The sequence below is a fragment of the Novosphingobium sp. genome (genome assembly GCF_020852455.1).
In the GTDB taxonomy this organism is placed as follows: Bacteria; Pseudomonadota; Alphaproteobacteria; order Sphingomonadales; family Sphingomonadaceae; genus Novosphingobium.
The window spans coordinates 1-14940 of sequence record NZ_JADZAT010000029.1 but is presented as its reverse complement, the minus strand read 5'-3'; the positions used below and the strand labels follow the sequence as shown (position 1 = coordinate 14940).

Genomic DNA, 14940 nt, shown 5'->3' with positions numbered 1-14940 from the left:
TGCCCGCTTCCTGCTCCTTCAAAATCGCAATGATCTGCTCTTCGTTGAACCTGCTTCGCTTCATATCGTCCGACTCCTTGCGTCAGACTCTACCAAAAAGCGGTCACATTTCAGGGGAGCACGTCAAAGGGGCACGATGATTAATGGGGCTGGCAGCGCAAAGGCTGTCTGTATTTCCATCAGAGCAAACTGCCCCAAATTTCGAGGAGATTCCATCTGTTGGACCATTGGTGAGAAAGAGTCTGCTTTTTTAGGTTTCCGAATGAGCCGATGAATGTTGGCGAAAGGGACCATTTCTCAAACACCAAGCTCGCTGCATCAACAAGCCGTTCAAATTCCCGCTTGACACACTGGAACAAATAGGGAACACCGGCCGCATTGGAACGGAACAGGAACTCTTCCTAACCGCTCCACAGGTTTTCCACAAGCCCTTCCACAGGGGTCAGGCAAAGGACAGGACGATCATGGCTGCCGATTTCTCGCTGTTGCTGGGTGCTTCGCTGGTCGTTTCGCTGGGGCTGCTGGCACAGATGGTCCGCGTGGCCCTGCCCCGTTTTGCGGCGCTGAAGCGTGAGCTGGCGGACTGTCCCGCCACGCGGGAACTGCGCTTTACGGTGCGGGAAACGGTGGTGTCGTGGAACGACGGAACGGTGGTGGCGCTGCCGGTCAGGCCGGCGCGTCTGGCCCGTCCAGCCCAGGTGCTGCGCCCGGCATTGCTGAACGAAGCCGCCTGACCCGGCCATAGGACAGCATCCCGATCGGCAGCATGGTCAGATAGACTGCGCAGATCCCGATCAGGGTCCACCACGGTTCGGCAATCAATCCGGCAGCGACCAGTCCGAACACCAGCAGCACTTCCAGCCGCCGCGACCGGCGCGGGCGCAATTTGCCCCAGCTGAGCGTCGCCACGCTGGAAATCATCAGGAAGGCCATGGCGACCAGCCAGACGCTGACCAATCGGGGATCGCGGGCCAGCTCCTCACCCGAAACGAACCAGATGTAGAGCGGCAGGAACACCAGCCCGGCCCCGACCGGCGCGGGCACCCCGGTGAGGAACCCGGCGGTCTTGCGCGGTTCTTCGGGCAGGTCGATCCGGGCGTTGAAGCGCGCCAGCCGCAGCGCGCAGGCCACCGCATAGGCCAGCGCCGCAAACCAGCCCAGCCGCGGCAGTTCTTCCAGCGACCACAGGAACAGGATCAGCGCCGGGGCCACCCCGAACGAGACGTTGTCAGCCAGGCTGTCCAGCTCGGCCCCGAAGCGCGATTGCGCCTTCAGCAGCCGCGCGATCCGCCCGTCGATCCCGTCGAGCATTCCGGCGATCACGATCGCCAGCACCGCCTTTTCGAAATCATCGGTGATCGCAAAGCGGATCCCGGTCAGCCCCGCGCACAGCGCCGCAGCGGTGATCGCATTGGGCACCAGCGCGCGCAGCGTCAGCCCGCCACGCTGGGGCAGCGCGTCGCTCACTGGCGCACGCCGTCGATCAGCGCGGCCTGGCCGATTTCGGCCAGCACGGTTTCGCCCGCGATCGTGCGCTGGCCGATCAGTACCTTGGGCTCGGTCCCGGCGGGCAGGTAAACATCGACCCGGCTGCCGAAGCGGATCAGGCCGACGCGCTGCCCGGCGGCGAGCATGTCGCCCGGCTTGACGAACGGCACGATCCGCCGCGCCACCAGCCCGGCGATCTGGGTAAAGCCGATCGCCCGGCCATCGCCGCGCTCGATCATGATGTGCTGACGCTCGTTCTCTTCGCTGGCCTTGTCGAGATCGGCGTTGAGGAACTTGCCCGGGATATAGACCACGCGGCGCACCGTGCCGCCAATCGGGGCGCGGTTGATGTGCACATCGAACACCGACATGAAGATCGAGATCCGCGTGACCGGCCCCGGCGGCAGGCCCGGCAGGCCGCTGCCATCATCCAGCACCAGTTCCTTGGGCGGATCCATCTGCTTGATCAGCGTCACCAGACCATCGGCGGGGGAGACCACCAGATTATCGCCCTGCGGCGTCACCCGGCGCGGATCGCGGAAGAAGGCGGCGATGCACGGCACCAGCGCGGCAAAGGGCCAGGCCAGCGTTTCCCAGGCAAGCAGCGCAAAGGCCGCGCTGATGACGGCGGCGATCAGCGCGAACTTGCGGCCTTCGGGGTGGACGCTGGGCCACGACCAGCTGGCCTCGCCGCGTCCGCGATTGTCAACCAGATCGCTGCCCATCACGCCACCTTCCGCACGAACACGGTACCGGCCGAATAGCCCGCGCCGAACGAACAGATCACCCCGGTATCCCCCGCCGCAAGATCGGCATTGTTGAGGTGGAAGGCGATGATCGAGCCCGCGCTGGAGGTGTTGCCATAGGTATCAAGCACGGTCGGGCTTTCATCCTCGCTCGCCTCGTGCCCCAGCACGCGCTGGGCGATCAGGCGGTTCATCCCGGCATTGGCCTGATGCAGCCACAGCCGCCGCAGGTGCGCGGGATCGAGCCCCAGCGCGGCGGCATGATCGCAGATCATCGTGCCGACCATCGGCACCACTTCCTTGAACACCTTGCGGCCTTCCTGGACGAACAGCTTGTCCGCCGTGCCGACCGTTTCGGGGGTGGCGCAGTTGAGGAAGCCGAAATTGTTGCGGATGTTGTTCGAGAACACGGTCTTGAGCCGGGTTCCGACGATCTCCCAATGCGGGTGCGGAGCCAGGTCCTTCGCCTCGACCAGCACCGCGGTGGCCACATCGCCGAAGATGAAGTGGCTGTCGCGGTTCTTCATGTTGTTGTGGCCGGTGCAGATTTCCGGGCTGACCACCAGCACCGAACGGGCATTGCCCGAACGGATGAAATCGGCCGCGGTCTGGATCCCGAAGGTGGCGGACGAGCAGGCGACGTTCATGTCGAACCCGAACCCGTCGATCCCCAGCGCCTGCTGGATCTCGATCGCCATGGCCGGATAGGGCCGCTGCATGTTCGACGCCGCGCACAGCACCGCATCGACATCGCTGGCATCGCGCCCGGCCCGGGCCAAAGCGTCCTGGCAGGCCTTGACCCCCATTTCGGCCATCACCGAAATCTCGTCATTCGACCGTTCGGGCCAGCGCGGGCCCATCTTGGTCGGATCGACCAGCGAGGCCTTGCTCATCACATAGCGCGACTTGATCCCGCTGGCCTTCTCGATGAATTCGACCGAGCTGGGCGCCAGTTCGGTAACCGTGCCGGCAGCGATTTCGGCCGCGTGTTCGGCGTTGAACAGCGCGACGTAGGCGTTGAAGCTTTCGACCAGTTCCTCGTTGGAGATCGATTCAGACGGCGTGAACAGGCCGGTGGCCGATATGACGGGGGTGATATTCATGGGCAGGCGGTCTAGTCGCAGCGCGGCCTTGCGACAAGCGGTTCCCGCACCCGTGCTTGGCATTGCCGCCTTGGCGGCGCAAACTGACCGCAAATCGAAAGGGATTCGCCATGCCGCGCCAGTCATTCACCGCACTTGCCATCACCAGCCTGCTGCTGGCGGCTTGCTCACAGCCGTCCGAAGCGGGCGCCACGTCGGCAGCCATGGCAGTGGAAGCGAACGAAATCGCCTCGGGCTATGCGGTGCGCGGGCAGATCACCGTCGCCGACCTGACGAAGATTGCCGCCGCCGGATACAAGACCGTGGTCAACAACCGCCCCGATGGCGAGGAGGACGGCCAGCCCACCTCGGCCGTGCTTGAGGCCGAATCCCGGCGGCTGGGGCTGCGCTATGTCGCGATCCCGGTCGATCCTGCGGGCCCCAGCGCAGCCCAGGCCAGGCAGCTTGCCGAAACGCTGAAGTCAGCCCCCGGCCCGGTGCTGGCCTTCTGCCGCAGCGGCAAGCGCGCGGCGAAGCTCAAGCAACTGGCCGATACGATTTCGTGACCGGTTGGAAGGCTGGGTGGTGGCAGGGCTGGATTCGAACCTATTCTTTAACGCCTTGTATATAAGATTATTTCCCAATCTCGCTGAGTCTTCCCCACACCCTACCCCACACTTTTAGGCTATATCACGAAACCCTTAGACAGAAATTGATCGTCCTAGCAACCCGAGCCGGCCCAAAGCGCGGTTGAAACTATGCCATCGTCAGTGAACACGTTAAAAGGCCCCGAGTTGCGCAAATTCGGCAATCCTATCCTGGCGCGCGCCGCTGCATGACCAGCTTGTGCAGACTGGAGGTTGTGATCCGGGTCGACTTGCCGAGCTTGACCGCCTCAATCTCGCCCGACGCAATCAGCTCGTAGAGCTTGGTGCGACCGACGCCGATCATGCGTGCCGCCTCATTGACCGTCACGCAAATCGGCTCAAGCTTAGGCGGCGGCGTCACTGCGCTGCACTTTCGTTTTGGTATGACATGGGATCATCGATCCAGCGATTGACAGCGGACTCCCGCCAACCTGCGCCATGGACGCTGATTTTGACCTGGGTCGGGAATGTCCCCTCGGCGATCTTGCGATACATGGTTGAGCGGGACAGGCCGGTGCGGGCGAGGACGGTCTTCAGGCGGATGATCTTGTCGGTGTTGGACATGGGACTTGCTTCCATTCGTTGGCAGTTACTGGTGCCCCCTGAAGCAAGAATTTCCTGTTCAAATGCCTGACGCAAGGCGATTTTCACTCATCTACCCTGTGAGCGCAGACGCGGATAGAATGACAAAGAGAAGGATAGGAACGGTTACGGAAGAATAGAGAAGGCCATGGACGCGCAGTCGGGGCGGCCAGAGTCGGTAAACTTTCTTCACTACATTTGCGTTGAGCCTGATCTTGCCGATTTTCAATGCGGACGTGTCGGAGATTCACGCCGACATGGACGGCATTTGCGCGCGAATCGCACATATTGGCGGTTCATCCTGCTTCACGTTTGTCGCGGATGTCTGGGCATTGATGAGAAGTGGTCTTGTACCACTCAATTTCAACCAGGAAGGCTCGGATTGCAGGGGCCTGCCATCCACCCCTCGCGCTTTCCCCACCCCCCCACGCGCTTTGCGGGACGACTCAGGGCCGGATGAAAGCGATGCCTTCCGGCGCGCGCGCTACCGGCACCGTGTTGACGACTTCATCACGCGTGGTGTCGATCACGGAAACCGTGCTGTTGCCGGTGTTGGTAACAAACAGCAGCCTGCCGCCAGCGCCGAAGGAAATGCCGTGGCTTCCGGCATCGGGCGCGATGCGGATCGTTTTCACCACGCTATTGGTGGCCAGATCAATTTTCTGGACCGTGCCGCGCCCGTCAGCGGCAACCCAGGCGAAGGCCTGATCGGGGTTGACGCTCACCTGCACCGGGCCAGGCTCGGTTGGAATCCGGGCTACGACCTGAAGGCTCGCAGCATCAATCACCGCCACTTCGTTGGCGGCGTGGCAGGCGACATAGACGAAGGCCCCGTTGCGCGTCGCGCCAGCACCCAGCGGCCCTGTGCCGACCGGGATGGTGGCCGCAATCTGCCGCGTGCGGCGATCCACCACCGAAACGCTGCGCCCACCGAAATTGGTGACGAACAGCCGATCACCCACCGCCAGCGCAAAATGCGGCATCATGCCCACGCCCACTGTCGCTATCGCGCTGTTCTCCACCGGATCGACGATCGAGACCGTATCGTCGAATTCGTTGGTGACATAAACCTCGCTGCCGTCGGGCGCGAAGTAGCTGTGCCGTGGCCCCACGCCAACCGGCACAGTGGCGATCACCCGGTTGGTCGCCGTGTCGATCACCGATACGGTGTTGTCATTATTGTTCGTCACCCACGCCCGCGTCTGGTCGGGATTGAGCACGACATTATGATCCTGCACGCCCACCGGGATGCTGGCCGACACCGCTCCGCTGGCAATATCCACAACGCTGATGACCCCGCCGAACCAGGATGTGACGTAGAGCCTGCCCTGTTGCTCTGCCGGTTCATTTGCGAGAGCCGGGTAGCCAACAGGCGTGCAAGCAATCGCCGCCGCCAATAATGCCGCAATGATTTTCATATCCCGGCTCCATTTGTTGTCACTGGCCCGGCACGATTCCCGGATATTGATGGAATGCGTGGCCCGAACGAAGATGTGCCGCCTTGATGCCTGTCAAACCCTGAGAACTTTATTGGAATCTCCTGTTGCGTGCCTGGCCTACTCACCGCGCCGCGCCGTCCCATCAAGGGATTCGAGGATGAGCGGGATTTGCAGCTTGCTCAATTCCGCGAGCGTCCCCGTCGCGGTGATTGTGCCGGAATCCATCACCGCCATGCGGTCACCCAGCAAGGCCGCCTCGCGGATATCGTGAGTGATGTAGAGGACCGAGGCATTCAGCTCGGCAAACAGCCCGCCGAACAGCTCGATCAGCTCGCGCCTCAGGACCAGATCGAGGTTCGACAGCGGCTCGTCGAGCAGCACGACCTGGGGCCTGACGACCAGTGCCCGTGCGATCGCCAGCCGCTGGCGCTCACCCCCGGACAATTGTGCCGGATAGCATTGGCGGCGGCCAGACAGTTCCACCCCCGCCAATATCGCGGCGATAGCGCTGTCATGCTCTGCGGCAGCAAACCGGCGCGAAGACAGCACGAAGCGGAGATGCTTTTCGACCGACATGTGCGGCCACAGGCCAAGGTCCTGAAACACGACCGAAAGGCCGCGCTGTTCCGGTGGAACGATTATCCGGTCAGCCACGCTCGCCTCTTGTTCGCCGACAAATACCCGACCCGTGGTGGGCGGGGTAAGCCCAAGCGCCAAGCGCACCAGGCTGCTCTTGCCGCAGCCGGATGATCCCAGCAGGCACAGCACCTCACCTTCATCGACCGCGAGCGACACATCCGACACAACCGTGCGGGTGCCATAACGGAGTGAAACGTCATCAAAGCGGAGGGCGCTATTCATCGTCCAGACCTTACGCTGAGAAGCGGCAGGGCAAGCGCCAGGGCTGCCGCCGAGAGTGCAGCTTGGACACATGCCAGCGCCGCTACGACTGCTTCCGGCCCGTTCGCTTCGAGAGTGAAAATGCGAATTGCCAGCGGCTCCTTACCCGGCGGGTAGAATAGCGCCGCTGTTTCAAGGTCGCGCAGACAGAACAGCAGCACCAACAGCCAGCCGCCCATGAACGCGCGCGCCTGTAACGGGATAACGATCCGCACCAGCCGTGCGCCATAGCCAGTGCCAAACACCCGCGCCGCATCCTCGATCGTGGGCGGAAGCTGCGCACATGACGCCGCGAACGCCCGGACGCCGATGACGGCATAACGACCGACATAGCCCAGGGCGATGATCAGCCAACTCCCATAGAGCCAGTCCGTCTCGGGGCGGTTCCACAGCGCGACCAGCCCCACCCCCAGCAAGGCAGGCGGGGCAACGAAGGCCACCAGCGCTGTCATGTCGAGGACAGCAGCACCGCGGCTGCCGCGTGCCAGGCCATGCCCCAGCGGAAGGGCGATTAACGCAATGACACAAGCAGCCAGAGCAGCAGGCCTGAGGCTGTTGCTCATCCCATCACCGATCCAAACCGGAACGGCAGCAAAGCCTTCGCGGCCCGCACGCCATGCCAGAGCCGCAATCGGCGCTACCGACAACAGCGCGACTGCCCAGCAAAACAGACTGGCAGGCGTCCGCCATGAGCCAAGCGCCATCGGGGGCTGGCGAAAGCTGCGCAACCCGAAAGTGGCAAAGGAGCGGCCACCCGTCGCCCACCGCGCCGCGCCCAGCAAAACGCCCGTAAGCGCAAGCACCGGCAGCGTCAGTACAAGCGCCTCCATCGGCGCAAAGTCCACGCCGCCCAATCGGGCAAACACTGCCGAGGCGTAGGTTCGGGTGCGCAGGAATGTCGGGACGCCCACCTCCGACAGCGCCAGCGCGGCGATCACGATCCCGGCAAGCACGATTCCGGGGCGGGCAGACGGCAGAAGAATGTGCGTCGCCACCCGGAGCGGCGAGGCAGTGATCCGCGCGGCCTCCTCTTGCGTCGGATCAGCGTTCCACAACGCAAGCGCCGTCAGCGCTGTGACAATCGGGGCGAGTGCGAGACCGAGCGTGAGCACCACGCCAGCTTCGCTGAACAGGAAAGCTGCGGACGTCTCGTTGCCGATCAGGCCTTGCCGTCCAAGCAGGTGGAACCAGCCAAGCGCCGGAAGCAGCGGCGGCAGCAGGGCCGGAAAGGCGTGCAGGACCAAGGCCAGACCGCGTCCCGCCACGTCCGACCGCGCGACCAGGAACGCCATTGGCAGGCCGACAGCCAGTGCGAGGGCGAGAACGCCACAAGTGACCGCAACCGTGCGGGCCAGCAGGCTCCAAAGGGCCGTGTCGGCAAGAAGCGACAGCGAGGCAGCCTCGCCCCCGGCGCTGACCAGCCCGATCAACGGCCAGATCAGCGGGAGCAGGCAGGCCGTGACCAGGATTGCACCGCTACCGCCGAGCAGAACATGCTGTGCTGTGGGCAGGCGTTTCACTGACCACCGGACGACAGGCCGACCCATTCCCGCAGCCATGGCTGGATCCTTTCCATGGTGGATGCAACCTCACCATAATCGACCTCCATGGCCCTGATATTCTCGATCCGCCCGACATTTGCGGGGGTGGCAACGCCGGAATGGAGCGGCATGTGCGCGGCAGATGCCGCCATCATCCGCTCAGCTTCTGGCGAGACAAGAAAATCCGCCAGTTGCCGCGCTGTACCGGGGTTGGGGCCGCCACGGATCAGGATCACGCTTGTTGGCATCACCAGCGCACCTGCGCCATCCTGATCGGGATAGACGATTTCGACCGGGGCACCGTCCTTCACGGCTTCATAGGCATCGTCGGTATCCGTCAGTCCGAAGGCCACTTCTCCCGAAACGACCAGCCGCCGAACCTCGCCATTCGACCCGGCTACGCGCACATCATTGGCTTTCAGCGCCTCGAAAAAGCGGCGTGCTTCCGCTTCACCGCGCGTGGCGAACAGCGCGGCCGCGTGCATGGTCGTGGTTCCGAACAGGGGATTGGCGATGGCCACATTACCCTTCCAGCGCGGATCAGCCAGATCATCGAGCCTGGTCGGCATCGGTCGGCCCGCCAGCCGTTCGCGATTGACGAGGAGCACGCGCGCACGTGCCGAAGTGCCGGTCCAGCTTCCATCCGCGTCCCTGAAGGTCGCCGGGATTGCCGCTGCGTTCGCGGGCACATAGGGCGCGGTCAAGCCGCGCCCGATGAGTAGGAACGGGCGGACCGGATCGCCCGACCAGAACAGGTCCGCGCGCGGATTGTCCCCTTCCGCAATCAGCCGGTTGAGCACACCAGTGCTTTTCGTTTCCTCCGTATCGAACACGGCCACGACCCTGATTCCGGTCTCGCGCTCAAACTCGCGGAACAGAGGTTCGGCGTAAACCTGATCGACCGAGGTATAGATGACGACCTCGCCCGCACCGCCATCATTGGCCGCCGTGCAACCTGCCACAGCAGCGGTCAGGGCAAGGGCAGCAAGTGCCAGTCGTTTGAAACTGTCACGGCAAAACGCGATCACTGGCCCGCTCCCTCTTCTACGTCGAGGTTGGCGATCCGCAGATCATCGAAACGGGTGACGCTGTCGGCCTTGGTCCACAGCCCGACCCAGCCCGGATCACCAAAGGTCGAATCCTCGACCTCGAACAGTTTGCGTCCGTTCAGATAGACCTCGAACAGCGATCCACGCGCAGTCACGCGCAGGGTGCTCCAGCCGGAATCGGGCACATCGACATCGACGCCATAGGTATTGCCGCGCCGCCCCTTGACCTGAAGGTCGCTCCGTTCCCCGTTTTCCACCTTGTAGAGGACCACATTGTCTTCCTTCGCATTCGCGCGGACGACGTAGTAATTGTTGGCGTTCTGCAAGCGCCAGACCAGCCCCGCCGCCTGATCGACCCTGCCGGAAACCGCCTGAAAAGCAACGCTGACATCGACATCGCGCACCCGGAACTGATCATAGACCAGCAGGGGAAAGCGGTAACTGGTCCTGTCGGCATCGGTCTGCACCACCGCTTGTGTGCCCGATGGCGCACGCTCCACCTGTTCAACCCGCCAGACGCCTTCACGCCCACCGCCGGTACGGCTGGCAAGGAATTGCCCCGGCATTGCGCCAACTGCATCGGCATCAAAGCTGACCAGCACATGTTCCTGCGGCATTTCGGAGGCGGGCTGCATGGAATCCGGGTCCGACGGAGGCGCCGCGCCGCTGCAACCGAAGAGAGCCAGACTGAGGAAAACAAGCTTGAATCTCACGGCAAGGCTCCTTCGATACGATCAGAATAATTCACCCCTGCTCGCGCAGCGTAAAAAGGCGAACGAACCGCTCATGGCGACATAACCGGTGGCCAGTTATGCGTTTCCCCCTGACCTGAACGGCACCAGGCATAGAGAGCATCATACATCGTCATCCCGTGCTTCAGCATCTCATGGTCGTCGACAAAGATTGCCGACAGACCCAATGATATCGCAAACAGGCCGCTCGATTGTTGTGCCAGGTCAAGGCGGTTCGTGTCCGCGCCTCTGACGATCAGTGCCAGCTGCTGCAGAGCCGCGTTGTCGCCCAGTGCATATGCTTCAATGAATGCATCGAAGCTGCATTTCTCACCGACATGGCTAAGTGATGCGCCAGGTATGTCATAGGCAACGGCACCTTCGCGCTCGGCCACCTCGAATACCTTGTCGGTTGGCACAAACAGGAACTCGGGCGCATCATCGATGAACCGGGCGATCAGCCAGGGACAGGCGATGCGATCGATCTTTGGCCGCTCTCGCGTAATCCATTTCATGTGGAATCTTCCTCATTGCTGTTTGCCTTCAGGGACAGTCTTTGTTCGTGGCGAAATGTGACGGCAATGCAGACGGTAAGGACGCCCAGGAAGCCCGCCATGAACCCCCAGAACGGCATGACTGAGTTGGCGAGAGGCTTGGCAACGCCGAGGAATGCGCCGTAGATCCAGCACGCACCGCTCACCGAGCAGGCCAGCAGAATCCCGCGCCGGTCTGCAATCGGCCAGCGATGCCGGGCGGTATTCCGCAGCACGATGGTCGAAGCCAGCCAGACCGACACAACGACGATCTTGCTCCACAGCTTGGGATTGTCGAGGTAGCTGTGCCAGCCCGTAAGAACTATTCCGAGACCGATGATGATAAGGCCGGAGGCCCACAATTGCCATTCCGCTGAACGTATGGCTCGCGTGCGCGCCGGGTCGTGCGCCCCGCTGAACAGGGCTCGGTAGGCACCAACGACGTTCATTCCCCCGGCCGCAAACGCCAGCGTGTGCCAGAAAATGGCAATCACCCAGAGGAACTTTATCACGAGTATCATCAAGGAGCCCATCCCGGTCCTGCCCGTCAGCCCTGCGAACCAACTGCGGCCCGATAGCGCGCCTCGACGACTTCCCAATCGATGTTCCGGAACCAGGCATCGACATATCTGGCAGCGGCAGTGCCGTAATCCATGTGAAAACTGTGCTCGTACATATCGAGCGCGAGCAGCGGAACTCCGGCAATCGCACCATGCATGTGGTCCCATGCCCAGTGGTTGTGCAGCGAGCGTGTGTGAAGGTTAAACACGAGCACGCACCAGCCAGACCCACCGGCGAGGCTCATCGCGGTGCGGCGAAAATCGGCTTCCCAGCGGTCGAACGAGCCGAACGCCGCGAGCAGCGCATCGCGGATCGAACCAGCGGCCTGACCGTTGCCACCAAGCCCATCGAAATAGATTTCATGAAGGACGACCGAGCCGGTGCGGTGCAGTTCCTCGCGCTTCAAGCCGCCATACACGACGGGCGGCAAATCCGGATCAGCCAGTGCGGCAGCAAGCCGGGTTTCGATCATGTTCAGCGCCCGAACCGATCCGGCGTAGTTGTTTTCATGATGCGAAGTAATCAGCCGCTCGGACAGTCCCTGGAGGCTGGCGGGGCTGAAACGCAGCGGCTTCACCTGATGAGTGCCGGCGAAAGCCGGAACCAGCGGGGGTGCGGCGACTGGTGTTTGTGCAGAGACCTCGCCAATGGTCAGTGCAGCGGCTCCGATACCAAGGCTCGCGATTGCGCCGCGCCGAGAAAGATGGTCCATCGTCACATTCACTCCTTCAATTGATCAACTTGTAGACAACGCCGAGAACAGAGCAGACGCCGAGCACTGGCAACATGCGTGCCTTGAACCAGAACGTCGCGAGGAGCGCGCCCGCCGCCAGCGCCATAGCTGGCCAGTCAACGGACGTCAGGACTGGGAGATCGAAATCTCCAGCCGCGAATGGCAGCTGGCGGACCTTTGCGAACAAGGTGTGAATCGCGAACCAGATCGCCAGATTGAGGATCACCCCCACCACCGCCGCCGTGATTGCCGAAAGGGCGGCGGACAAAGCCCGGTTTCCGCGCAATCTCTCTACGAAAGGTGCGCCTGCGAAAATCCACAGAAAGCAGGGAACAAAGGTAATCCAGGTTGTCAGAATTGCACCGAGCGTGGCGGCGACCAGTGGCGGAAGTCCGGTCGCCTCGCGAAAGGCGGCCAGGAACCCGACGAACTGCACAACCATGATCAGCGGCCCCGGTGTGGTTTCCGCCATGCCCAGCCCGTCAAGCATCTCCCCGGGTTGCAGCCAGCCATAGGTTTCAGCCGCCTCCTGCGCGACATAAGCGAGCACGGCGTAGGCCCCGCCGAAGGTTACCACAGCCATCTGGCTGAAAAAGGTCGCGATCCGGCTGAACACGTCGTCGGGTCCAAGAGCAAACAGCAGGGCGGCAACCGGGCCAAGCCAGAGCATCAACAAGACACCGCAAATGCGCAGTGACCAAGACAAATTTGGGCGGGCATGGTCGGGCAGACCTTCGCCGAGCGCAGTATCGCGGTCGTGAATGATTTCGGCACCAGCGGAACCGTGTCCACTTCCACCCCGGAACGCGGCAAGGCCAGCGCGGCCACCGAAGAAGCCGACCAGCCCGGCAAAAAGTACGATCAATGGGAAGGGAACGTCGAGAACGAAAATCGCGATAAACGCCAGCCCGGCAAGACCACGCATGACATTGTTCTTCAGAGCGCGCGACCCAACCCGCACCACAGCCTGAAGCACCACTGCCAGCACGGCGGATTTCAGACCAAAGAACAGCCCCTCTACAACCGGCACCTGGCCGAGCAGAACGTAGACATAGCTAAACGCCAGAATCGCCAGGAAGCCGGGCAACACAAACAACGCACCGGCAACCAACCCGCCCTTGGTCTTGTGGAGCAACCAGCCAATATAGACTGCCAATTGCTGCGCCTCGGGGCCAGGCAAGAGCATGCAATAGTTCAGCGCATGCAGAAAGCGCTCCTCACCAATCCAGCGCTTTTCCTCGACAAGTATGCGATGCATCACCGCAATTTGTCCCGCCGGACCGCCAAAAGAGAGTGCCGCTATCCGCGCCCAGACCTTGACCGCATCACTAAACGGAATGCCGTGGCCCTTCGCCTCAATCCCGTTGTCGGCAATTGCGGAAGCAGAGTCTTGACCGCTCATTTCGCAGGCTTCCTGTTGGCTAGATAGGCATGTAACTGATCGAGCGCCTGACTACCGCTGGCGATCCGTTCCAGATCATCTTCAATCGATGCACAGATGCCGCCCAACATTGCGCCGAGGCCCGCAGTCTCGGGCTGTTCATATTTGCCGTCGGCGATATCAAGTTCGTGGATCATTTCGCCGATGACGCCGAGCGCCGGGTCATCCAGCCCGGTGCGAAGCACCAGCGTCTCGAAGCTGCACCGGTCTTCCTCGTGGGTGAATTCAGCACCGGCCATGTCGAAACGCAGTTCATTCGCTTCGGCCACATAGTCCTTGCCATCGACAAATTTGAACGTGGCTTCGGCATCGATGAACCGGCGGATCAACCAGGCAGAAGCAATGCGATCGACATGGACGTGTTTGCGTGTGACCCAGACGCGATCTCTAAGCTCTTCAGGCAAAGGGATGTTCACTCCGGGCCCGCTTACGTCGGGGTGTTGGCCCATTCTGCCCTTGGCGCGATTGATGGCGGCCTCGGCAGCCTGTTTACCGTGCGCACCGAAGAAATCGATCCGGCCGATTTCGTCCATCCGCTTGCGCAGTCGACGCACCTCGATCTCTGGCACGAAATCACTTTCAGCCAGGACAGAGGCTTCGCGTGCGACGTCCTCATAATCTGCATCCCGTGCAGCATCGAACATGCCCTGAAGATCGGCGTCTGAAAGACCGACACACAGTGTCGCTTCCAGCAGGAGCGCCTCTCCCCCACTCGCGATGATTTCGCCGTGAAGTTCGTCGAACTGGGACCGCAATTCCGCGCGGTTCGGCAATGCATGAACGGCATTCTTAAGGGGTACCGCGCCCATCGCTTGCAAACGCCGCCAGATCTTCACCCGTAGATAGGCTGGCTTGGCGGGCAGCTGCGGAATCAGGAGCAGCCAGTTCTGGGAGGATCGAGTCGACACAGTTAGATTGTGTATCACCAAAGGCAGGATACACCTGCATCATTTCTGATCAAAGTGTACCACCACCACGCTCCGACGGGCACGGGATTCTAGCGCCGTTACTGGTGACATGACCTGGAGGCCAATGCTGCCTATTTCAAACCCTCATGCCTTTCATACGAAAGTGATTGGCTATTGCCGGCCTCCATCTCAAACGCCCGCTTGCCTTTCCGCTTCCACAGCACCAGCGCCTGTTCCCGTTCCTCGCCCCGCAGCTTGGCCGCGACTGTAAGGAACGCACCGTAAAGCGTTGCGCGATCATCGTCGGCCAGTTCGACCAGCCCGGCCTTCACGACCAGGCCGCCAAGTTCGATCAGTTGCCGCGTGCGTTCGCGCCGTTTGACCTGCCATTCACGCATGTCGGTTCTTGCCTTCGCTGCCTCAAGCCGATGCCGCGCCGCCGTCAAGCGGGAGAGTGCCATCCGGCTGGCCTTGAGTTCCATCGCCACGCTTGCGCGCCTTGCTCTGAAAGAAGGCAGCGCCGCGCTTGCGCCACGCCTCCTTCTTTTGGGCATCGCTG

At 62.2% G+C, this 14940-nt stretch carries 18 protein-coding genes; 2 read left to right on the top strand and 16 right to left on the bottom strand.

The genetic code is table 11. From position 1 onward, the window contains the following. Positions 1 to 464 precede the first annotated feature (464 nt). Entirely contained in the window at positions 465 to 734 is a 270-nt protein-coding gene (locus IT549_RS13645; RefSeq protein WP_292974111.1) for a hypothetical protein, read from the top strand. Here IT549_RS13645 and IT549_RS13640 read toward each other — a convergent pair. Genes IT549_RS13640 through IT549_RS13630 form a run of 3 tightly spaced genes read right to left on the bottom strand, consistent with a single transcriptional unit; the run spans position 667 to position 3337 of the window. Then, positions 667 to 1467 (bottom strand): phosphatidylcholine/phosphatidylserine synthase, encoded by an 801-nt coding sequence (locus IT549_RS13640; protein WP_292974109.1) that lies wholly within the window; start codon positions 1465 to 1467, stop codon positions 667 to 669. The two genes, IT549_RS13645 and IT549_RS13640, sit on opposite strands and share 68 nt — an antisense overlap. After that, positions 1464 to 2213: a phosphatidylserine decarboxylase gene (locus IT549_RS13635; protein ID WP_292974107.1), complete on the bottom strand. Its 750-nt coding sequence runs from the start codon at positions 2211 to 2213 to the stop codon at positions 1464 to 1466. Before IT549_RS13635 ends, IT549_RS13640 begins: the two co-directional genes overlap by 4 nt. Continuing rightward, positions 2213 to 3337, bottom strand: a complete 1125-nt coding sequence (locus tag IT549_RS13630) for a beta-ketoacyl-ACP synthase III (protein ID WP_292974105.1) — start codon at positions 3335 to 3337, stop codon at positions 2213 to 2215. Before IT549_RS13630 ends, IT549_RS13635 begins: the two co-directional genes overlap by 1 nt. Before the next feature lie 110 nt (positions 3338 to 3447). On the opposite strand from IT549_RS13630, the gene IT549_RS13625 reads away from it, so the two are divergent. After that, positions 3448 to 3882: a TIGR01244 family sulfur transferase gene (locus tag IT549_RS13625; RefSeq protein ID WP_292974103.1), complete on the top strand. Its 435-nt coding sequence runs from the start codon at positions 3448 to 3450 to the stop codon at positions 3880 to 3882. 247 nt (positions 3883 to 4129) lie between these two features. Here IT549_RS13625 and IT549_RS13620 read toward each other — a convergent pair whose 3' ends face one another. The 13 genes from IT549_RS13620 to IT549_RS13560 form a co-directional block, all read right to left on the bottom strand. After that, a complete protein-coding gene (locus tag IT549_RS13620; RefSeq protein ID WP_365777184.1) occupies positions 4130 to 4291 on the bottom strand; it encodes a helix-turn-helix domain-containing protein in 162 nt (53 codons plus the stop codon). Positions 4292 to 4320: 29 nt separating this feature from the next. Beyond that, positions 4321 to 4527 (bottom strand): AlpA family phage regulatory protein, encoded by a 207-nt coding sequence (locus tag IT549_RS13615; RefSeq protein WP_292974099.1) that lies wholly within the window; start codon positions 4525 to 4527, stop codon positions 4321 to 4323. 464 nt (positions 4528 to 4991) lie between these two features. Next, entirely contained in the window at positions 4992 to 5963 is a 972-nt protein-coding gene (locus IT549_RS13610) for a YncE family protein (protein WP_292974097.1), read from the bottom strand. Positions 5964 to 6101: 138 nt separating this feature from the next. Beyond that, positions 6102 to 6845 (bottom strand): ATP-binding cassette domain-containing protein, encoded by a 744-nt coding sequence (locus IT549_RS13605; protein ID WP_292974095.1) that lies wholly within the window; start codon positions 6843 to 6845, stop codon positions 6102 to 6104. After that, positions 6842 to 8404 carry a hypothetical protein gene (locus tag IT549_RS13600; protein WP_292974093.1) on the bottom strand — a complete coding sequence of 521 codons (1563 nt, stop codon included), beginning with the start codon at positions 8402 to 8404 and terminating at the stop codon, positions 6842 to 6844. The genes IT549_RS13605 and IT549_RS13600 overlap by 4 nt, the downstream gene beginning before the upstream one ends. After that, positions 8401 to 9453, bottom strand: coding sequence for an extracellular solute-binding protein (locus tag IT549_RS13595; protein WP_292974091.1), 1053 nt, complete (start codon positions 9451 to 9453; stop codon positions 8401 to 8403). Before IT549_RS13595 ends, IT549_RS13600 begins: the two co-directional genes overlap by 4 nt. After that, positions 9450 to 10109: a family 16 glycoside hydrolase gene (locus IT549_RS13590; protein WP_292974089.1), complete on the bottom strand. Its 660-nt coding sequence runs from the start codon at positions 10107 to 10109 to the stop codon at positions 9450 to 9452. The genes IT549_RS13595 and IT549_RS13590 overlap by 4 nt, the downstream gene beginning before the upstream one ends. A gap of 149 nt (positions 10110 to 10258) precedes the next feature. Further along, positions 10259 to 10720 carry a chromate resistance protein ChrB domain-containing protein gene (locus IT549_RS13585; protein WP_292974087.1) on the bottom strand — a complete coding sequence of 154 codons (462 nt, stop codon included), beginning with the start codon at positions 10718 to 10720 and terminating at the stop codon, positions 10259 to 10261. Then, complete coding sequence (locus IT549_RS13580) at positions 10717 to 11262, bottom strand: hypothetical protein (RefSeq protein ID WP_292974085.1); 546 nt, start codon at positions 11260 to 11262, stop codon at positions 10717 to 10719. The genes IT549_RS13585 and IT549_RS13580 overlap by 4 nt, the downstream gene beginning before the upstream one ends. Positions 11263 to 11285: 23 nt before the next feature. Then, positions 11286 to 12011, bottom strand: coding sequence for a Fe-Mn family superoxide dismutase (locus IT549_RS13575; protein ID WP_292974115.1), 726 nt, complete (start codon positions 12009 to 12011; stop codon positions 11286 to 11288). Between the two features lie 16 nt (positions 12012 to 12027). After that, complete coding sequence (gene chrA / locus IT549_RS13570; RefSeq protein WP_292974083.1) at positions 12028 to 13434, bottom strand: chromate efflux transporter; 1407 nt, start codon at positions 13432 to 13434, stop codon at positions 12028 to 12030. Beyond that, positions 13431 to 14309 carry a chromate resistance protein ChrB domain-containing protein gene (locus tag IT549_RS13565; protein ID WP_292974081.1) on the bottom strand — a complete coding sequence of 293 codons (879 nt, stop codon included), beginning with the start codon at positions 14307 to 14309 and terminating at the stop codon, positions 13431 to 13433. The genes chrA and IT549_RS13565 overlap by 4 nt, the downstream gene beginning before the upstream one ends. Before the next feature lie 203 nt (positions 14310 to 14512). Continuing rightward, complete coding sequence (locus tag IT549_RS13560) at positions 14513 to 14779, bottom strand: conjugal transfer protein TraD (RefSeq protein ID WP_292974113.1); 267 nt, start codon at positions 14777 to 14779, stop codon at positions 14513 to 14515. Positions 14780 to 14940 lie beyond the last annotated feature (161 nt).